The organism is Mucilaginibacter pallidiroseus, from assembly GCF_007846085.1.
In the GTDB taxonomy this organism is placed as follows: Bacteria; Bacteroidota; Bacteroidia; order Sphingobacteriales; family Sphingobacteriaceae; genus Mucilaginibacter; species Mucilaginibacter pallidiroseus.
Map to the genome: position 1 here is coordinate 133,696 of NZ_VOEJ01000001.1, position 21,943 is coordinate 155,638.

Sequence of the window (21,943 nt, forward strand, 5' to 3'; positions counted from 1 at the left end):
GGTCTTAGTTATAAACAAACTCGCCATAAGGCGATGTCACTGTAACTTGCTTCTGCTCTGCGGCTTCAACACGGCCGATGATTTGGGCATCTACACCGAAGCTTTTCGAAATGGATATTAGATCTTCGGCAATTTCCTGGGGTACGTAAAGTTCCATACGGTGGCCCATGTTAAATACCTTGTACATTTCCTGCCAACTGGTGTTTGATTCTTCCTGTATCAGCTTGAACAACGGTGGAATGGGGAACAGGTTATCTTTGATGATGTGCAGGTTGTCGACAAAGTGTAATACCTTAGTTTGCGCACCACCGCTGCAATGTACCATGCCGTTTATCTGGCTGCGGTACTTATCAAGCATAGCTTTAATGATTGGAGCATAAGTTCGCGTTGCTGACAGCACCAATTTACCGGCTGTAACCGTTTGTCCGTTGCCAATATCAACCAGGTCGGTAAGGTTTTTACTGCCCGAAAATACAAGGTCGTAAGGCACTGCAGGGTCGAAGCTCTCGCTGTATTTATCAGCAACAGTTTTATTAAATACGTCATGACGGGCAGAGGTTAGTCCGTTTGAACCCATGCCGCCGTTATATTCAGTTTCATAAGTAGCCTGCCCGTATGATGCAAGGCCAACTATTACGTCACCGGGTTTTATGCGGTCGTTGGAGATCACTTCATCACGTTTCATGCGACAGGTAACGGTAGAGTCGACAATGATGGTACGTACAAGGTCGCCAACATCGGCAGTTTCGCCACCGGTTGAGTAGATGCCGATGCCTGCATCGCGTAGTTGTGCTAAAATTTCTTCGGTGCCGTTTATTATCGCAGCTATAACTTCGCCCGGTATCAGGTTTTTATTACGGCCAATGGTTGATGAAAGCAGGATATTGTCGGTAGCGCCTACACAAAGCAGGTCATCCAGGTTCATGATAATCGCATCCTGAGCAATACCTTTCCAAACCGAAATATCGCCGGTTTCTTTCCAGTAGGTGTAGGCTAATGACGATTTTGTGCCTGCGCCGTCGGCGTGCATAATATTGCAGTATGCAGGGTCGTTAGTCAATATATCGGGAACTATTTTGCAAAAAGCTTTAGGAAAAACGCCTTTGTCAATATTTTTAATGGCATTGTGTACATCATCTTTTGATGCAGATACACCACGTTGATCGTATCTTTGCGAAGAATTCATGGGCAAATATACTGCTTAATAACTTTTGAGCCATAAAATTATTACATTGCCCGCCCCGCACCACAGGCCTATGTTAAAATCTATTCAATATAAAGTAACCCGTTGGCGCCTTAAGCGTAATAGCCAACGTAATTTTTTAATTTATTGCAGTGTATTTGCGGGCTTACTAGGCGGCCTTGCTGCTGTAGCACTTAAGTTTTTGGTTCACTTTATGGAAGATGTTAGCCGTAACATTTCCTCATATTTTCCATACCATATCATTTATATTTTTTTACCTGCGCTCGGTATCTTGCTAACGGTAGCATGGCAGCACCTCATAAACCGCGACCGTATGCAAAAGGGGATAGGCAGTATCCTTGTTAGTATCAAGAAGAACCGGTCAAATATCCGCTCAAATAATGTTTACTCGCATCTCATTACCAGTTCGCTCACTGTAGGTTTTGGTGGCTCGTCTGGGCTGGAAGCTCCTATCGTATGCACAGGTGCGGCAATCGGCTCAAATATCGGGCGTGTTTTTAATCTGAGCCCTTATGAAAAAACAGTGTTGCTTGCCGCCGGTACATCGGCAGGTATTGCAGCAGTATTTAACAGCCCTATAGCCGGGGTGTTGTTCTCGCTCGAATTGTTAATTGGCGAAATAACTATACCGACGTTTATACCGCTGCTCATAGCATCTGCAACCGGGGTAGTGGTATCCAAAGTATTATATTCTGGTCAGTTGTTTCACCTGGTTACGGATGGCTGGAAGTTAAGTGCGCTTCCATTTTACATTATACTTGGTGTGTTAAGCGGATGGACGGCCGTATACATAGCTAAAGTTGCGGGCAAGCTGGAGAAAGGATTGTTTGCTAAACAAAACCGGTATGTGCAAGCTATTTTAGGCGGCCTGCTGCTGGGTGTCATCATACTTATTTTCCCCGCGCTGTTTGGTGAGGGGTATCATTACCTGCAGGCCATATTGAACGGCAATCTGCAGCTATTGAAAGAGGAATCGTTATTTAGCCAATGGCTTGATGAGCCCTGGGTAATGCTTTTATTTATAGCTGCGCTGATTTTAATGAAAATTGTTGCCGCAGGTATAACTATTGGCTCCGGTGGTAACGGCGGTACCTTTGCACCAACCATGTTTATGGGCGCTTTTTTAGGTTTATTTGTTGCTTTTGCCGTTAACCAAACCGGGCTTATACATTTAAGCACCAGTAACTTTATAGCCGTAGGCATGGCCGGCGCCTTAAGCGGTGTGTTGCATGCACCTTTAACCGCAATATTCCTGATTGCCGAAATTACCGGGGGGTACGTGCTTTTTATCCCGCTTATGATTGTGTCTGCTATCTCTTATATTATATCGCGCATATCCAATAAGCACAATATGTACTGGCACGATTTAATTCATGAAAAGAATATCGACCCAGGGCAAGATTATGGTATGTTGAATGCTATTAGCCTTGAAAATATCATCAACCGGAAATTTACAGCCATAAATAGGGACATGCCACTGGCTGATTTTTATAAGATAATGGCTGGTAGCGATGCCAACATTTTTGCTGTATTAAGCAGCAATCAGGAACTTTTAGGTGTGATATGGATGGATGAAATACGCCGGCATATGTTTAATGCGGACGAAGACATAAGCACGGTTACTGATATTATGGTTGCTCCACCTGCCACTATTGATCCCGAACAGCCTGTTAATACGGTTATGGATATGTTTGATAAGATCGATGTTTGGCAATTACCTGTAGTTAGTAATGGCCGATTCCTCGGCTTTGTTTCTAAATCGGCTTTGCTAAGCAAATATCGCGAAGTGTTTATACGTCAACATAACGAGGCTGACCTTTTTTCGCGCTAATGGTTGTATGCTACTCACCAAGCAGATCGTTCAGCATCTGCTTGTGGTTGTTAAGAAAATAGCGGGTAACCATGTAGTGCTCGGTATCCTCATATTTTACTTGTTTAATGCCCCATTCATCTAACTGATATATTATAGCATTGGGATAGGCCAGCAGGATAGGAGAGTGCGTGGCGATTATAAATTGCGAACCTCCATTTACCAATTTGTCCATAACGGATAAGGCTGCTAGTTGGCGTGATGGAGACAATGCCGCCTCGGGCTCGTCAAAAATATATAAACCGTTGCCTTTAAGTTTATCTGTAAGTATTTGCATAAAGGCTTCTCCGTGCGATCGCTCGTGGAGTGGTTGATATGGCGGGTAATAAGGATTATTGCCATCACCAATTTCCTGATCCATATAAGTTGCCACATTATAAAAGCTTTCGGCTCGCAGAAAGTAATAGTCGGTTGGCTTTTTATAGTTCCTGATGATATGCAGATATCGGTGTAGCCTTGAGGCATTATCATGTGTACTTATCTGCACGTTTTTGCTACCGCCTTCAATACTGAAGCCCATGCTTAAGGCAATAGCTTCTATTAAGGTAGATTTGCCGCTGCCGTTTTCGCCGACAATAAATGTAACATCCTGGTGGAAACCAAGTGATTGCAATCCTTGTATGGCCGGAATATTAAAAGGATAAACATCGAATGAACTAACTTCATCGCGCTTAAGTACGATCTCTTTTAAATAGGGTTTCGCTTCCAACGTTTTCTTAAATATAGTGTAAACTAAAAAGCCACTAACTCTCAATACAAGTTAGTGGCTTTTTGTTGATAAGTTGCCGTTACTTTATAAATAGCAGCTCCCTGAATTTTGGTAGTGGCCATAGGCTGTCGTCAACAAGTTGCTCCAGCTTGTCAACGTGATAGCGTATAGGTGCAAAAAAGCTTTTTACCTGCTCATCATATTGTATTGCACGTTCGCGGATGTCTTCAACAGCGTTTGCTTTTTTACGCTCATCTATCATCTGCTCAACATTGGTTTTAATGAAGTTTACATGTTCCGATATTTTGCGGATGATGTCCAGTTGGGCTGCATAATCATCAGCAGTTAGTCCGATATCTTTTAAGCCCCTTACATTTTCAATTAATTTTGATTGATAATTAAGCGCCGCAGGGATGATGGTATTTAAAACCAGTTCGCCCATAACGCGGGCCTCTATTTGTAATTTCTTGTAATAACTATCAAGCAGTATCTCATGGCGGGCATGCGCTTCACGGCTGGTAAATACGCCGGTTTCGGCAAACAGGTTTTCGGCCTTTTCAGATATCATGGCATCAAGCGCTTTAGGCGTGGTTTTGATGTTGGTTAAGCCTCGTTTTTCAGCCTCCTGTTCCCATTGCTCGCTGTAGCCGTTACCTTCGAAGCGAATGCTGCGCGACTCCTTTATGTAGCGCTTGATGATTGTCATCAAGGCTACGTCTTTCTTCTCGCCTTTTTTGATCAGCTTATCAACGTCATATTTAAACTTGCGTAGCTGATCGGCCATAATCAGGTTAAGCACCGTCATCGGGCTGGCCGAGTTTGCCGACGAGCCTACCGCGCGCAGCTCAAATTTATTCCCGGTAAAGGCAAAGGGCGAGGTGCGGTTACGGTCGGTGTTGTCTTTTAAAATCTGCGGTATTTTAGGAATGCCCTGCCACAATGAGTTTTCTTCTTTTATTTTTTTGCTCAGGCGAGAAGTGTCTATTTCATCAAGCACCTCGTTTAACTGGCTACCTAAAAATATCGACATAATTGCCGGTGGGGCCTCGTTTGCGCCCAGGCGGTGGTCGTTATTAACTGATGCTATTGATGCACGAAGTAAATCGGCATGTTCATGCACGGCTTTAATGGTGTTTACAAAAAATGCCAGGAACATCAGGTTATTTTTCGGCGTTTTGCCCGGCGACAACAGATTTTTACCAGTGTTGGTTATGAGCGACCAGTTATTGTGCTTGCCTGAGCCGTTAATGCCTGCATATGGTTTTTCGTGCAACAATACTTTAAAGTGGTGGCGTTTGGCTACACGATCCATAATATCCATTAATAATTGGTTATGATCGATAGCCAGGTTTATTTCCTCGTAAACAGGGGCACATTCAAATTGTGATGGGGCAACTTCATTGTGGCGCGTTTTTAATGGAATGCCCAATTGCAGAGCTTCAGTTTCCATATCCTGCATAAAGGCATACACCCGGCTCGGTATGGAGCCGAAGTAATGATCTTCCAATTGCTGGTTTTTAGCGGACATGTGGCCAAATAAGGTACGGCCCGTTAAATACAGATCGGGGCGGGCGTTGAACAGGGCTATATCAACCAAAAAGTATTCCTGCTCAATACCTAATGAGGCATTTACTTTTTCAATACTCTTATCAAAGTAATGGCAAACGTCAACCGCAGCTTTATCAAGCACGCTTAGTGCCTTTAGCAAAGGTACTTTATAGTCAAGCGCTTCGCCGGTGTATGACACAAAAACTGTAGGGATGCATAACGTGCGGCCCATAATAAATGCAGGCGATGACGGGTCCCATGCGGTATAGCCGCGGGCCTCGAATGTATTACGGATACCTCCGCTCGGGAAACTAGATGCATCCGGCTCCTGTTGGGCAAGTGCATCGCCACTAAAGCGTTCTATGGCTCCGCCGTCGGCAGTTGGCTCAAAAAATGCGTCGTGCTTTTCGGCAGTGGTGCCTGTGAGGGGTTGAAACCAGTGCGTATAATGTGTTGCACCCTTGCCCATTGCCCATGACCGCATAGATGAAGCTACCTGGTCGGCCATATCTCGCGGAATGGCAATACCATTATCAATGGCATTTACTATAACACTGTAAGCATCGGCCGAAAGATATTCTTTCATTTTTTGCTTATCGAACACATTAGAGCCGAAATAATCTGAGATTTTATTTGAAGGCGCTTTTACTTCAGGTACCGCGCGGTCAAGCACAGCTTTAAGAGCCTCGAAACGAATGTTGGGCATAATGCTAATAGGTTGGTTTCGTCTCAAAAATATAAAATCATTTATATACCCGGCGTTTTAGCAGGGATAATATTAACCAAAAATTATAACCACTTAATTACAGCGTTTACCGCTCAATTACATTTATTCTCTGAATAAAAGGGCCATAAATAAATATCAATGTTTTATTTCATGTCTTTTAAATGAAATGGTTATGTTTTTCCATTGTTTTTTACGAAAGCTTGGTTATTAATTCAAAAATTGAATCTTGTTTAATTGTATTTTGCCTTATAATAGGTTGGATATGATAAAAATTTCAATAATCAATGTTCAAATATTTAATATTATTAAAAATAGTCTTGTTGTTTTGAATATTATTCAATATTTTAGGGCTTAATTGATATAATTTCAATACATATTTATATATATGTTACTTTTTAATATTCTTCAAACAGGATAAATTACCAAATATCTGTAATTGGTAATAGATAGGTAAAGAGAAGGGGCTTATTTGAAGGAAAGATGATTAGCGGGGTTGATCGTGTTAAACAGATGTGTTAAAAGTTTCTTGCAATCCAACAAAACACTATAAAACCATAATTAACAAACACTAAAAATTAAACCCTTTATCATGAAAAAAAAATTTCTACTTTTTTCTTTATTGGTAGCCTGTGCATTTGTAGCTAAAGCACAGGATACAACAAAAACAGATCCGCCGCTAACCATATCAGGCTCTGTTGATACTTATTTTAAGTATGATTTTGCTAAACGTAGTAATATCCCCACCAGCTTCGCGTCCGATCAAAATTCGGTATCAATAGGTATGGTAGACCTTGCCCTTAAAAAGAAGGTTGGCAAAGCGGCTTTTGTAGGTGAGCTGTCTTTCGGTCCGCGTGGGCAATCACAGTCTATTCCCCCGTCAGCAACAGATGGAAGTTATCACATCCAAAACCTGTATGTATCTTACGACGTAACCGATCAGTTTAACTTAACAGCCGGTTACATGGCCACGTTTGTAGGGTATGAAGTTATTGCGCCTGCAGGTAATTTTAACTACTCAACATCATATCTGTTTACCAATGGGCCGTTCCAAAACCCTGGCTTCAAAGCAACCTATGCGTTCAGCAGTAAAGCAAGCTTAATGGCCGGTATCTTCAACGATTCATGGAACTATTACCAGTCCATAAACCAGGTTAATACATTTGGTGCCCAGCTAATGGTTTCGCCGGTTGAGGGCTGGACAGCTTACGTAAACCTGTTAACGGGCAAACTATCAGGTACAGAAATCGACCTGACTACCTCTTATCAAATTACAAATGCTTTTAAACTCGGCTTAAATGCGGCTACGTTCTCGGCAGCAGATGCTGTAGGTACAGGCGGTTTTAGCGGTGTAGCTTTATACCCGCAGCTTGCAGTTGCCAAAGATGTTACACTTGGGTTAAGAGGGGAGTATTTTAAAACCAAGAATGGTACTTACACAACATTCGGCCCGGCGCCGGGTAGTTCTGTAACAGCAATTACATTTACAGCCAATATAAAAAGCGGGCCGCTTACTTTTATCCCGGAGTTTAGGCTTGATAATAATAAGGATATAAACGATGGCTTTTTAAACAAGGCAGGTATGCCAACTAAAAACGCATCGCAGTTTTTGTTAGCTGCCGTATATTCGTTTTAAAAAAGACTACTTTATTAAATATTAACAGGTTATATTTAAAGGCATCTGCATGGATTGTGCAGGTGCCTTATCTTTTTAGTATATGAAAACATTCTTATCCCTCTTTACTCTAATGCTGTGCGCTGTGTCGGTTTTTGCGCAGGCTGAACAGCCGCTCCAATTTGATGAGAATAATAAATATGTTTATTACAAGGTGGAGGACGCGCCGGGTATAAATGCCGATACGTTATATAAACGCGGCTGGGTGTTTGCGAAAACCTTATCGCCTAAACAAAAGCCAAATAAAGGTAAGGCTGAATTTGCACTTAATACAAACGGAAGCTTCTTGATTTACAGTGGATCGTCTATCGTACGCAAAGAAGCAGGGGCAGTATCGTACACCTTAAATATAGAGGGTAAGGATGGTCGCTATAGATATAAGCTAAGCAACTTTATATTTAAACCTTACAAGCGCGACAGATTTAACAACATGACTGCGCAACCGGGTATTGATATCCCAGCAGAAAAATTATTATCTAAATACTCGCAAAAGGAAACCAATAATTTTTTAGCCCAAATGGGAGACTTTTGCAAAGCAGTCGCGTTGCAGCTGAAGCAAAAAATGGAAAATGCTGCAGTTTTACTTAAGTCACAACCAGTAAAGAGAGTTGATACGGGCAATTGGTAGTTTAATCACCCATTAAAAGCATATTTAATTTTGTAATTATATTATATTGCCAATATAAATTTGGCAATAAGGGCGTTCGTTTATTTTATATTTTGTAAAAATAAAAATATATCAACATTTAATATTGTATAAGCGTTATATTAGAAAATAAAATTCTTCTAACATGCTTAACACAAAATTAAATTTGTACAATGCCGAGTGGCTCGACGTTGTATTCGATGATCGCAACAAGGCTTATGGCGCTTATGATTTGCGCGTAAACTACGGCCGTACCATGATTAAGGCAATGGCAATAGCATTTAGTGTTATTGTTGCCGGATCTGCATATATAAAGTTAACGGCTAAAGAGATTGAGCCTGTAGAAATTACAAAAAAGATTGAAGTGGTATTACCACCTCCAAAAATGGATGAAATAGTTGAAGCAAAACCCGAAAAGCCTGAGCCCGCGAAACCCGCGAAACCCGAAGCACCTGCGCCCGCTGCATCACAAATAAAATTTACGACGCCTGTAGTTACTGATAAGCCTGTTGTTGATGAATTACCAACAATAGCCCAACTTGCTGAAAATACCGTTGGTACTACAACTACTCCTGGCAATAAAACCGGCGATAATGCAACGCCTACAGAAAACACTACCCCCGGTGGCGGCGGCAGTGGCACGGCAGAAATAAGTAATGAAGTACAAGAATTTGCTGAGGTGAACCCAGAGCCATTTGGCGGCATGGAAGCCTTTGGCAAGTTTTTAGGCAAAACATTACGGTACCCTGCAAGAGCATCTGAAGCCGGTGTGCAGGGTAGGGTTATTATGAGCTTTGTTGTTGAGCGCGATGGCACCTTATCGAACATTACAGTAGTAAGGGGCATTGGGTATGGCCTTGATGAAGAAGCAAGCCGCGTGCTTAAACTGGCAAAGGCCTGGAAACCCGGCATGCAAAACGGTCATGCGGTAAGGGTGCGGTATACCATTCCTATAAATTTCCAGTTGCCCGAGTAATGAGTTTATAGTTTAGTTGATGTTTTTGTAAATAGCGGTGAACTTTAAAAATTCACCGCTATTTGCTTATGCCTGCGAGCAGCATACTTAGCAGCAAAAAACCTTTCGGCTTTAAGGGCTTTTTGCTACTTTTGCGCATCATTTCAACATAAACAATACTACATTGGATAACCAGGAATTAACTACCGTTGAAACCGCCCGCGATCTGGGGCTTTTACCTGAAGAATTTGACCGTATACAAGAAATATTGGGCCGCGTGCCAAATTTTACCGAGCTGAGCATCTTCGCGGTAATGTGGAGCGAACACTGCTCATACAAAAACTCAATTACCTGGCTTAAAACCCTGCCAAAAGACGGTCCGCGTATGCTGGCCAAAGCGGGCGAGGAAAATGCAGGTTTGGTTGACCTTGGCGACGGTGTAGGCTGCGCTTTTAAGATCGAGTCGCATAATCACCCGTCGGCTCTTGAGCCTTACCAGGGCGCGGCTACAGGTGTAGGCGGTATTAACCGTGATATTTTTACCATGGGCGCAAGACCAATAGCGCAAATGAACTCGTTGCGTTTTGGCGACCTGAGCCTTGATAAAACCAAATGGTTGGTTAAAGGTGTTGTTAAAGGCATCAGCCATTATGGTAATGCCTTTGGTATTCCAACTGTTGGTGGCGAGCTTTTCTTTGATGAGTGCTACAACATCAACCCATTGGTAAATGCATTCTCGGCAGGTATTGTTAAGGCTGGCGAAACAGTTTCAGCTACATCATACGGTGTTGGCAACCCGGTTTACATCGTAGGCTCTGCAACGGGCAAAGATGGTATCCACGGTGCGGCTTTCGCATCAAAAGATATAACCGAAGATTCGGTAAATGATTTACCTGCTGTACAGGTAGGCGACCCTTTCCAGGAAAAATTATTGCTTGAGGCTACGCTTGAGGTAATTAAAACAGGTGCCGTTATCGGTATGCAGGATATGGGTGCGGCAGGTATTATCTGCTCAAACTCTGAGATGAGTGCCAAAGGCGAACACGGTATGATCATCCACCTTGATCGTGTACCTATGCGTCAGGAAAACATGAAGCCATACGAAATCCTGCTGTCCGAATCTCAGGAGCGTATGCTTATCGTGGTTGAAAAAGGCAAAGAAGCCTTAGTTGAGGCTGTTTTTGATAAATGGGACCTGAACTGCGCCATTATAGGCGAAGTTACCGACACCCAGCGCCTGGAATATTTTATGAACGGCGAAAAAGTAGCTGATGTACCGGCTGATGACTTGGTACTTGGTGGTGGCGCCCCTGTTTACAAGCGTGAATACCGCGAGCCTGCTTACTATGCCGAAAACCAGAAATTTAAAATAGAAGACATTGCAGAACCTGCAACCCTTATAGATGTAGCCGAGCATTTGGTTGCGCATCCAAACCTTGCATCAAAACGTTGGGTGACAGACCAATATGATTCAATGATTGGTACAGCTACCATGACCACCAATCGCCCGAGCGATGCTGCCGTTGTTGCTGTAAAAGGTACTGATAAAGCGATTGTTTTAACCTGCGATTGCAACTCGCGGTATGTATACGCCGATCCGCAAAAGGGTACGGCCATTGCCGTTGCCGAAGCTGCGCGGAACATTACCTGCGCAGGTGGCGAGCCGGTTGCTATTACCAATTGCTTAAACTTCGGTAACCCTTACATTCCTGAAGTTTACTGGCAGTTTGTTGGTGCTATTAAAGGTATGGGCGAAGCTTGTACAAAGTTCGAAACCCCGGTAACAGGTGGCAATGTAAGCTTTTATAACCAATCATCAGATGAGGGCCCGGTTTTCCCGACACCTACCATTGGTATGCTTGGTGTGATGGACGACCTGGATAACATGATGACGTCGGACTTTAAACAGCCCGGCGACCTGATATACCTTATCGGCGAATCACAAAATGATATTGCATCATCACAGTACCTGGCTTCTTACCATAAGGTGTTAGCTTCTCCTGCTCCGTATTTTGATCTGGAGAAAGAATATGCTACGCACCAGGTAATAAAAGAGCTTATCAAACATAAAGTTGTACAGTCGGCTCATGATGTGGCGGATGGTGGTTTATATATCGCCCTGGTTGAATCATGCCTGCCAAATGGCTTAGGTTTTGACATTGAAAGCGACAGCGCAGTGCGTAAGGATGCTTTCTTATTCGGCGAAGCGCAGGGCAGGATAGTGGTGAGTGTTGCGCCTGCAGACCAGGAGCGTTTTGTTGAGCTGATGGCTACAAGCGAAATTGAGTTTAGCTTGTTGGGTACTGTTAACGGTATTGGCAACACAACTATCGATGATGAATTGTACGGAAACATCACTGATATTAAAATGGTTAATAACAACGTTCTGCACTCAATATTAGGAGAATAACAATTGCTTAAGCTTAATAAGATACACCATATTGCTATCATTTGTTCGGACTACGAACTGTCGAAAAAGTTTTATGTTGATATTTTAGGCTTAAAAGTGATACGCGAAGTTTTTCGCGAAGAACGTAATTCATACAAGCTCGACCTGGAAATTGGAGGTCAATACCAGGTTGAGCTTTTTTCTTTTCGTGACCCGGCATTGCGGCCATCGCACCCGGAAGCTGCCGGCCTACGCCACCTGGCATTTGAAGTAAATAGTGTGGAAGAAGCTGCTTTTCATTTAAATGAACTTGGCGTTACCACCGAGCCCATCCGCATCGACCCAACCACCGGCAAACGCTTCACTTTTTTTACCGACCCCGACGGATTACCGCTCGAGTTGTACGAATTGTAGTACGTATCCTAATTGGTGATGTAACAAAGCTTCAAACTGGAAATGTTTTTGTAGCTTTAAAAATCAACTAAATACCAATTATGATAAACCTAAGTACTTTTATTAGTAAGCGTATATCTCACGCTATGGGCTTAATGATTTTATCGTCAATATCGTTGCTTCCGGCTATACAGGCCAACGCCCAATCAGAAACAAAAAAACAACCCGATGTAATAGGCCGCTGGGACCTGACGATGGTTAAGGACGGCAAGGAGCAACCTTCGTGGCTCGAGGTGCAAAAATCAGGCAACAACACATTGATAGGTCGTTTTACCTACGCCTTTGGCAGTGCGAGGCCAATTTCGCAAGTGAAGCCAGCAAACGGCAAATACAGCTTTTCGATCCCCCCTCAATGGGAGCCAGAAGGGCGCAATATGGATTTTGAATTTGAGGCAAGCGGCAATATCATAAAAGGTTCAATGATATATACTGATGGCAAAACGTATGAATTTACCGGCGTACGCGCTCCTGAAATGTTGCCAACCAAGGCAGCAGTTTGGGGTACACCTATCAAATTATTTAATGGTAAGGATACAAAAGGCTGGCATACGGATGGCAGGCCAAACCAGTGGGTTGTTGAGAACGGTATTTTGCGCAGCAAAAAATCAGGCGCCAACCTGCTAACCGACAGAAAATTTAAGGACTTTAAACTGCATATCGAGTTTAGATACCAAAAAGGCAGCAACAGCGGCGTGTATTTGCGTGGCCGTTACGAAGTGCAGGTTATTGACACCAAAACAGGCGAGCCCGAGCCATTGGCTAATCAGTTTAGTTCGGTATATGGCTTTATGCAGCCCAATAAAATGATGGCAAAAAATGCAGGCGAATGGCAGTCGTATGATATTACGTTGGTGGGCCGTGTGGTTACCATTGTAGCCAATGGCCAGGAAGTGATAAGCCGCCAGGTTATTCCCGGCATTACAGGTGGCGCTATCGACAGTAAAGAAGGAGAGCCAGGTCCGTTAATGATACAAGGCGACCACGGCCCGATAGATTATCGTAACATAGTGATCACGCCGGCTAAGTAAGGATAATTAAATAAATACAAAGAGGCACTTCATACCGAAGTGCCTCTTTTTTTGTTGGTAATTGCGACAGATAGCTTCGTTTTTTTAAACAAGTTCAACGCATCCTTATTGTCATTCTGAGCGTAGCGAAGAATCTATCGGCGACTTTTCAGCCGTCTAACAAATGTTTAATAAACCTATGTTATTGCGAGCGATAGCGTGGCAATCCCGTCTCGCCAGCTAATTTAAACGCGAAGAGATTACCAAGTCGTGTTGCTCCTCGTAATTACATATGTTGTTAGAAGCACTCTCTGTAAACAAGTACTGTAGCACTATTTCAAAAACACCCCCTTCAGGGGGCAGGGGGCTTGTCTCTTACTTTATCACATCCACCCATTGCCCTTTAACCAGCGCATTGATATCATGATTATACATGGCTTCGCAATATACGGCAGGTAAATAATACCGGCCGGCATAGGCGGCGTTTAATATGACATAGTAGGTTACTTCTTTACCTTCCGGTAAGCTGAAATAAGTATTTACCCTGTCGTCACGATAGTCGCGGTAGTCTGACGGTGAGGATTTAAATGCCTCATCGTTGTCCAGCATCCTGCTGTTTAAGATCTCCCATCCCGATGGGAAAATTTGCGTTAATGCAAGGTTATCATAACGGCCGCGCTTACCCGGATTTTTAATAGTAACCTGGGCCACAAAATCGGTGCCTTGTTTTAAACTCGTGGGGTCGATAACTTTACCGCCAAGGGTAAAGTAGGCCACACGCAAATCCATAACATCCGGGTTGATATTGGTTAGAACGTCCTGATCAGATGATGGCTGGCCCTGCTGTATCAACCGCATGTATAACCTGTTATTACCGTTATTGGTAACGTTTACCTTACCGTTTATTGGTAAACCCTGCTGCCATAAGTAGTTCGTTGCGTTTACGGCATTTTTACCCTTGCCTATATCATAAGTAAAGGCAAGTTTGACGCCGTTTTTATTGACGCCGCAGTATTGGGCAATGGCTGTTAGTGCATACGCGGTTGTCTGTGTGCTGTACCAGCTATCAATGGATAGTTTTGCCGCCACTGTTTTAACCAGGCCGCTTGCCCTCTGTTGCTGTCCAAGCAGGGTTAGGGTTTCTAATATCATTGCCTCGTCGCGCAGGTCGGAGCCGTAGGTGCCATACATGCTGTTGTATGGTTTAATGTTAAGCGGAAGCCCGGCAATCATACGCACGCCAACCTCGGATTGTCCGGCAAGTTTATAAGCAGCCGCCAGGCGCCAGCGTGCCTGTATGCTTAGGTATTGATATTCCCTAAGCCTGTTCATTGCGCCCAATTCAGGTGCGCCGGCAAGGGCTAATAAGTACAGGCGGTATGCCTGCACCAGGTCAGTATAATAGTAATAGCCAACAATGTTGGTGCGCGGGTCGGGCGACCAGTTTACGGCTTTTTGTTTCTGGTAGCGTTTCCAATCGTCGATCATTCCGGAAGGCAGAAGATAGCCCTTCGCCTGCGCTGCCACCAGAAAGTGTCCGGCATAATTGGTTCCCCATTCATCAGCATCAGCTGATCCTGGCCAGTAGCTAAGGCCGCCACCCGGAGCGCGAAAACCATTAAGCCGGTTAATGGTAGCCTTTACATTGCGTTCGGTTTCGGCTTTTTGCCTTGGGCTAAGATCAATTAACTGCTCTAAATATAGCTGTGGGAAAGCCGCCGATGTAACCTGTTCAACACAGCCATGCGGATAGGTAATGAGGTAATCCAGCCTTTTACTTAAGTTCATTGGCGGGATGCTGGCAATTTCCAAGGTTGCCTTATTGGTACCGTTTATGCCAATAGCTTTAAATATTGAACCGGCAGAAGCACCCGGCTTTAATTCAAACTCGCTGATACGGGTTACAGGCGGGTTAGGGTTACGTACGTTAAGTTCAACGTCGAATGCTGCGGTTTCGGCACCTGCTTTAGCCACTATGTGCACTTTACCAACGCCAACAAAATCTTTCACGTTCAGGTCAAATGTTACTAATTGGTCGCCGGTTTTGGCAAAGCTTACTGTTTTGGTGTTGTTGCCTGCCAGGTTGCTAAATGCGTTTGACTGCACCTGCACATTAACCGTTTTAATGTTGCTCTCCATTGCAAACACAGTAACCGGCAGTTGTACCTTTTCTGATGGACCAAGCACGCGCGGAAGTGTAGCAAGGATCATCAGAGGTTTTTTAACTGCCACTGCTTTTTCTGCCTGGCCGTAAGCACCGTTGCCACCCGCTATAACCATAGCTTTAACCGAGCCAACATACTGCGGTAATGTAAACCGTGTGGTTTGTTTTTCGCCGCTGCCAAGCGTAAATGGCCCCATAAATTTCACCACGGGTTTAAAGCGATTAACGGATACATTCTTTTTAATGCCGTTGGTACCATCGCCACCTATGCTAAGTATGCGTTCCAACCCGCTGCCAAAAGCGCCGATTACATAATCAAACAAATCCCAGGTTTTAACACCAAGTGCTTCCCGGGCATAAAATGCATCATGCGGGTCGGGAGTTTTGTAATTGGTAATATCTAATAAGCCCTCATCAACTATAGCAATAGTATAGGTCATGGGTTTACCCGATGCTTCCGACACTGTTATGGCCGATGCAGTTTCCGGCCTGATCTTGTCCGGCATGCTTATCACCGGCTTCAATATCGTTTCGGGATTATCAATGGTCAATGGTATGGCTCCGTACATGCGTATAGGCAAATCGTTTACTGTTTGTGCATGCCGTTGTAATAAAGTTACGTTTACAAAAACGTTTGGTGCCATGTTTTCATCCACCTTGAAAGTATAGCGGGTTTGGCCTTTTTTGGTGTCTATCCAAACCGTTTTTAAAACCTTGCTGCCATTTTCAAAGCTGATAAGCGCTCGTCCGTCACCACCGGTGGGGATAGTCAGCGTTGCTTCTTCGCCTACCTTGTAATTGGTTTTATCAGCTGTAAAGGATAGCATCGCCGCCTCGGTGGGGTCAGTTTGCTGTAACCTTTCCGACCAGTTTGGCCAGTCAACATAAATGATCTTCCCGGTAGAGTGGCCTGTTTGCAAATCTTTAATTCGCACCAGATAGCGGCCCCAGTCGGCCTGGTTTATTTTCATGTTCCACTTGCCGCGACCGTTATTAAGCTGCACCGTTTCTGTTTTGATAAGTTTGTTATAACGGTCCTGCGTAAAGTTGCTTAGCTCGTTGCCGGTTTCATCCCACCACCAGCGCCATTGTATTTTGTACAATTCAACCTCAACGCTGCGGCTGCCTGCTATGGTATTGCCCTTAACGTCAACATCGGCAATGTCAAACACATGGTTTTTATCTGTAACCAACATACCCGAAAGGCTGCTGCCTTCAGGTGCTTTAATACCCACATAGCCGCTGTAAACGTTATAAGGCATGCTGTTTTGATACAGGCTAAAACTGCCACCCGGCTCAAATACTTTTACTACAAAGTTGGCACGTAGCTGGCCCGGTGCCTGTTTCTCAACGTTAATGTCGGTATTTACAGCTGCCGTACCGTTCTCATTTAGCTGCCCATCAAAAATGGTTTGGGTTTGTGTATTGAAGGCAAGGGTGGGGTCATCAAAAATGTAGCCGTCAAAATTTTTGAATTTGGTTGTTTGCGATGACAGGAAAGCATCAACCTTGGCTTTTAAATTTTGAGCGGCACCACCAAACAGCCATTGTGCGCTAAGGCTGCCGTTTATACCACTACCTTTGGTTAATTCATTGGCTCCGCCAAAATCAAGTTTTAGCTTGAGGCGGTTTGGCATAATGGTTTCAATCTTTATTTTCTTTTCGAAAACAGCACCACCTACTTTAACTTTTGCGTTCCAGTTGCCTGTTGGTGATGAAGTTTCTGTAGCTGTATGGAAGCTGTAAAAACCGCCGACAGACGATGTGCGGGTAATGCGCCTGTATAGTTGCCCGTTAGGGTTATACAATTCAAACTCTACGGGATGGTCGGCTGGTAGGGTTTTTAATTTGTCTTCAAGGATAAACGTGGTAAATATCGAATCGCCCGGGCGCCACACACCACGATCGGCATATATAAATCCCTTTAGGCCATTTTGCACCTGCTCGCCGCCTACATTAAAGCGCGACAACGGAAGCGAGCTGCCATCATCTAATTTAAGATAACCGCGCTGGTTGCCTTTCTTGGCCACAAGCAGATAGGGTTTGCGTTTAAGATCGAAACGTGCCATACCTTCGGCATCGGATGTAGCTTTGTGGATTACCTGCTTTTGATAATCGAGCAGTTCAAGCTCAACACCGTCCATTGGTTGGGCACTCAAAATATCAGTAACGGCAACCAGCATGCTATTGTCATTACCTCGTTTGGTTATCAAACCAATGTTCGAGGCAATAATGTTGCGCATTGCCCAGCGGTTTTTTGTAAAGTATGATGCGCTGCACGGTTCTTCACGATCGGCCCAGCGGTAGTCTTCAGGGTAAAAGTTATCGTAACGCGCCCAAAACTCATCATCTTCATCGCTAATCTTGCTTACGTTATCGCCGTTGTACTCATTCTCGTAGTAATCATCATCGTCACCTGTTTTGGTAGGTTTACCAAGGCTGCAGTTGTACAATGAGTATTCCTTACGGAAGCCGATCACTACCCGATAAATGGCCCCAGGCTCGGCCCGAAGTAACTGGTCAACATCAAGCATGAAACGGTTTTTCTTACTTAGGTTGATGCTTTTGTCATCATCAAGCCTGATGGTTTTTTGTACGACCGGCTTGCCCACATGTCGCAGCTCAAAACCACCGTCGAAGCCATTATTTTGGAAATATTGCGGCACATTGTTTTCGTAAACTTTAATGATGCTAACATCAACGGCGTTCAAGTTTACGGCCTCAAACGGCATAAGCAGTTTGCCCGAATCAGGCAATATTACACCTTTACCCGGTATGGTAACCGATGGTAGCCTGTTTTCAAAAAATACGTTTGCGGAGTAGCCTTGCTTTAGCTTTTTATGGAAGATATTTTCTACACCTTCATTAACCGTTATGCTAAAGTTGCCTTGCAACCGTTCAGGAGCATAAACTTTTACAACGCTGCCGTCAATGGTATATGCCGGGTCGGCAGTGTTGCCAATAGTGATTAAACCACTAAGCTCCTGGCCAACCATAATCGGGTCCGAAAAATATACCGCAACATACTGGTCGTTCTCCTGAATAGCCTTTATGTCAAGCACCTTAAAGTCGCCGATAGACGGGATATCAAATTCCTGGCTGCCGGTTTTACTTATGCCAAGGTTGCTGCCGTCCCAATTTACTTTAAGCTTGTTTGATGTATTGTTTTTTACCAACCCGTTAATGGTAAATTGGTGTATTTTGCCCATCGGGTTATGCTGCCAGGTTATGGTAGTTGCAGTAGGATAGGTGGTGTTTAATATCTTTTCGATAGCAGCATTGTCCTCAACATCGGCAGTTTGCAGTATACCGGTAAGCTTCATTTTGTCTGATGCAGTTGGGCTGCTTGTTTGCAGGCCACCAAACGTTACCGTAAAATCGGGCTTAACGGTTTGCAGTTCGAACTTGAAGTGTTCATACTCACCGGCCACCTTTACAATTTTACCAAGGTTGAAGTCGACGCTATATTTTTTATCGCGCTCGAGTTTCTCATCAGGCCTGAATTCAATCGTACGCTCATCTACCCAGTATGCTTTACCGTCGACACCGGGAGATAAGTCGAAAGCATTTTTGATTTCCTCGTTTTGGCCATGTGCCAGTTGCACTTCTCCGGCCAGTTTTATACGGATATTGCTTTGCCTGGAAACCACACCGGTGGTGTATGATTCGATATATTGGCTAAATGCCGGATCGACCGTTTTCTTGTGATTACTACGACCGAAATAGATAACAAGAGCAATAAGTATAAGTGCTGTAGATGTGATTATTTGCCCTCTCCGGGATGTGAGCAGGGTAAAAAGGTATTTCATGGCAGGTTGATTTGTGCTTTGAATTTAATACTTTATATCCAATCACGAAATAATTTAATTAGGCGGGCCTATTTTAAGCGAGGGGTAAATTTGCAATAAAAAAGCGGCTACATGTAGTGTAGCCGCTTCTATCGTAATTCTCTTGCGTCTATTTAGCCGCCTCATCAAGGCATGCTTGTAACACCCTGCCAAACTGCTTATCGTTAGGCGGGGCAAAAATTGTATTGTGTTCGCCGGGTATATCATGTACACGCACGCCCTTGAGCGCATATGGCCGCCAGCCCAGGTATTTAAAATCGTCCATGTAAAAAGTTTTCTTTTTGGCACGGAACAACTCGATGGCAATATCAACAGGCACCAACTCATAATTGCGTTGTGCCGCAAGGCTGCGTTCATGTATCTCGTTACTGTATGCTGAGTAGCCTTGTTTCTTTTCGACAGGTATTGCCTTTTGACCAATTTTTGCAATGCGCTTGCGCAACTCACGCAGTTTATACTCTATTGCCCTTTTAGGATCCTGAAGCATCAATATCGGTGTATAGGCAATTTGCTTGATCAGTAGCCAGACTTTATCAAACGCCTTTTTCGCCTTCGAATCAAATTTTTGTGTTTGCTCGGCATAGGTATCAAACATAGCCAGCATTTTAACATCCTTGCCCATAGCCAGCATTTGTTTAGCCATTTCATAAGCAATGATGCCGCCTAACGAATAACCAGCCAACGCGTAGGGGCCAACAGGATCATGGTTTATAATTTCTTCGACGTAGTTGGCTGCAATTTCTTCCATTACATCCAAAGGTTCATCAATACCATTTATACCTTTTGCCTGCAAACCGTAAACCGGTTGTTCATCATCCATATTCATGGCAAGTGCGTTAAACAATAGAACGTTTAGGCCTGCTCCATGCACAATGTATAATGGCATTTTGCTGCCTTGCGGTTTAATAGGCACTAATGAGTCCCATGAAATGGCTTCATCACCCAGGTCAAGCCTTGCGGCCAGTTGCTCAACTGTCGAGTGCTCAAACAAAGTTGCCAACGGTAGGCGCACGCCTGTTTCCTGCTCAATGCGGGCCATTATCTTAACTGCTACCAAGGAGCGGCCGCCAAGTTTAAAGAAGTTATCGTTTTTGCTGATGTTTTGCAGCCCCATCATTTCCTGCCAGATGGATGCAACCAGTTTTTCATTTTCAGTAACAGGTGCTACAAACTCGCCCGAGCGGTTAATGTGACTGTAATCCGGCTTGGGTAAAGCTTTACGATCGATTTTACCATTAGGGGTAGAAGGTATGATATCCAGCAAAACGTAATCATCCGGCACCATGTACTCCGGTAACACCGCCAATAAAGCTTTTTCCCAGGTACTGATCTGTTCAACATCGGCCATGCCTGTTTTGCCAGACTTGAGTAGCAGGTAGGCAACTAGTCGTGGTATGCCCGGGGTATCTTCGCGGGCAATAACAACAGCCTCTTTTATGTCGTCCTGTTTGCCGAGGTTAAATTCAATTTCGCCAAGCTCAATGCGGTAGCCACGTACTTTTACCTGGTGATCTATCCTTCCAAGGTAAACAATGTCACCATCAGGCTTTAATTTGGCCAAGTCACCGGTTTTGTATATACGGTCGTCCGGGTTATCATTTAAAGGATTTTTGATAAATCGCTCATCTGTTAACTCGGGCCGGTTAAGGTAACCCCATGACAGCCCCACGCCGCCTATAAACAGCTCACCAATTTCGCCATTGGTGAGGTTGTTCATCTGCTCGTCAAGAATATATACCTGCGTATTGGCTACCGGCCAGCCTATGGTTATATCCTCTTCGGATGTGATGTGTTTGATGATGGAGTAAATGGTAGTCTCGGTAGGGCCATACATGTTCCAAACCTCTTTCGATAGCGGTATAAGCCTTGCTGCCAAATCCTTTGCCATCGCTTCGCCACCGCAGAACACCTTGATTGGAAGGTACTCATTCCAGCCTACCTCAAGCATCATTCGCCAGGTATATGGCGTTGCCTGCAGTATGCTTATACCCTGCGTGCGCACAATATCGAGCAGTGCGCGGCCGTCTTTAGCGGTTAGTGCATCGGCAAGTACAATTTCTGCGCCGCAGCTAAGCGGCAGGTAAATGTCCACACCTGCAATATCAAATGATATGGTAGCCACGGCCAGCATTTTATCTGCGTTGGTAATGCCCGGCTTGTTCTGCAGGCTTAGCATCAGGTTTACCAGGCTGTGATGCGCAATTTGCACCCCTTTTGGTTTGCCGGTGCTGCCCGATGTATATAATACGTAAGCCAAATCATCGCCTTTTACATCAATGCCCGGCTCTTCGGTGCTGTAGCCTGCAGATTGTGCAAGCACGTCCTCCACGATAAGTTCGATGGTATTGCCTGCATAGTGGCCCTTATATTTTTGTTGGGTAAGCAACACTTTGGCACCTGAGTCTTCAAGCATAAATTCCACACGATCCTTAGGGTATTCAGGATCAAGCGGCACATAAGCTGCCCCCGATTTTTGTATTGCCAGCAGTGAGATGATCATTTCGGGCGTACGATCAAGCGCAAGACCAACAATTTCACCGGTTTTAATACCTTGTTCAAGCAACACTTTGGCAATACGGTTAGCAGTATTGTTTACTTCGTTATAGCTTAACCTGCGGTGCTGAAAGCTTATAGCAGTTTTATCGGGATATTGTTGTACGCTTTCCGTAAACAGTGCGTACAAAGGCTTTTCCTTCGGGTAATCTGCTGCTGTGTTATTTAAAGTTACATCCATTATTTAATAACCCTTAA

12 protein-coding genes are annotated in these 21,943 nt (G+C 44.2%); 7 read left to right on the plus strand and 5 right to left on the minus strand.

Annotated features, from left to right (window positions below; translation table 11 throughout):
* Window positions 1–4 precede the first annotated feature (4 nt).
* Window positions 5–1,186 carry an AIR synthase related protein gene (locus FPZ43_RS00650; RefSeq protein ID WP_146379924.1) on the minus strand — a complete coding sequence of 394 codons (1,182 nt, stop codon included), beginning with the start codon at window positions 1,184–1,186 and terminating at the stop codon, window positions 5–7.
* A gap of 70 nt (window positions 1,187–1,256) precedes the next feature.
* Here FPZ43_RS00650 and FPZ43_RS00655 point away from each other — a divergent pair, with 70 nt between their 5' ends.
* Window positions 1,257–3,035, plus strand: a complete 1,779-nt coding sequence (locus tag FPZ43_RS00655; protein ID WP_146379925.1) for a chloride channel protein — start codon at window positions 1,257–1,259, stop codon at window positions 3,033–3,035.
* 10 nt (window positions 3,036–3,045) lie between these two features.
* Here FPZ43_RS00655 and FPZ43_RS00660 read toward each other — a convergent pair whose 3' ends face one another.
* A complete protein-coding gene (locus FPZ43_RS00660) occupies window positions 3,046–3,783 on the minus strand; it encodes an AAA family ATPase (RefSeq protein WP_146379926.1) in 738 nt (245 codons plus the stop codon).
* 79 nt (window positions 3,784–3,862) lie between these two features.
* Window positions 3,863–6,037 (minus strand): glutamine synthetase III family protein, encoded by a 2,175-nt coding sequence (locus tag FPZ43_RS00665; RefSeq protein ID WP_146379927.1) that lies wholly within the window; start codon window positions 6,035–6,037, stop codon window positions 3,863–3,865.
* Window positions 6,038–6,647: 610 nt separating this feature from the next.
* On the opposite strand from FPZ43_RS00665, the gene FPZ43_RS00670 reads away from it, so the two are divergent.
* The 6 genes from FPZ43_RS00670 (at window position 6,648) to FPZ43_RS00695 (ending at window position 13,201) form a co-directional block, all read left to right on the plus strand.
* Entirely contained in the window at window positions 6,648–7,691 is a 1,044-nt protein-coding gene (locus tag FPZ43_RS00670) for a porin (RefSeq protein WP_146379928.1), read from the plus strand.
* 82 nt (window positions 7,692–7,773) lie between these two features.
* On the plus strand, window positions 7,774–8,358 hold the full coding sequence (locus tag FPZ43_RS00675) for a DUF4468 domain-containing protein (RefSeq protein WP_146379929.1): 585 nt from the start codon (window positions 7,774–7,776) through the stop codon (window positions 8,356–8,358).
* A gap of 163 nt (window positions 8,359–8,521) precedes the next feature.
* Window positions 8,522–9,352 (plus strand): energy transducer TonB, encoded by an 831-nt coding sequence (locus FPZ43_RS00680; RefSeq protein ID WP_146379930.1) that lies wholly within the window; start codon window positions 8,522–8,524, stop codon window positions 9,350–9,352.
* A 163-nt stretch (window positions 9,353–9,515) separates the two neighbouring features.
* Window positions 9,516–11,741, plus strand: a complete 2,226-nt coding sequence (purL, locus tag FPZ43_RS00685; protein ID WP_146379931.1) for a phosphoribosylformylglycinamidine synthase subunit PurL — start codon at window positions 9,516–9,518, stop codon at window positions 11,739–11,741.
* Window positions 11,742–11,744: 3 nt separating this feature from the next.
* Window positions 11,745–12,134, plus strand: a complete 390-nt coding sequence (gloA2, locus tag FPZ43_RS00690) for an SMU1112c/YaeR family gloxylase I-like metalloprotein (protein WP_146379932.1) — start codon at window positions 11,745–11,747, stop codon at window positions 12,132–12,134.
* A gap of 80 nt (window positions 12,135–12,214) precedes the next feature.
* Window positions 12,215–13,201: a 3-keto-disaccharide hydrolase gene (locus FPZ43_RS00695; RefSeq protein WP_261380926.1), complete on the plus strand. Its 987-nt coding sequence runs from the start codon at window positions 12,215–12,217 to the stop codon at window positions 13,199–13,201.
* A gap of 354 nt (window positions 13,202–13,555) precedes the next feature.
* On the opposite strand, the gene FPZ43_RS00700 is transcribed toward FPZ43_RS00695, so the two are convergent.
* A complete protein-coding gene (locus FPZ43_RS00700) occupies window positions 13,556–19,153 on the minus strand; it encodes an alpha-2-macroglobulin family protein (RefSeq protein WP_146379933.1) in 5,598 nt (1,865 codons plus the stop codon).
* Between the two features lie 148 nt (window positions 19,154–19,301).
* On the minus strand, window positions 19,302–21,926 hold the full coding sequence (locus FPZ43_RS00705; protein WP_146379934.1) for a non-ribosomal peptide synthetase: 2,625 nt from the start codon (window positions 21,924–21,926) through the stop codon (window positions 19,302–19,304).
* Between the last annotated feature and the right edge of the window lie 17 nt (window positions 21,927–21,943).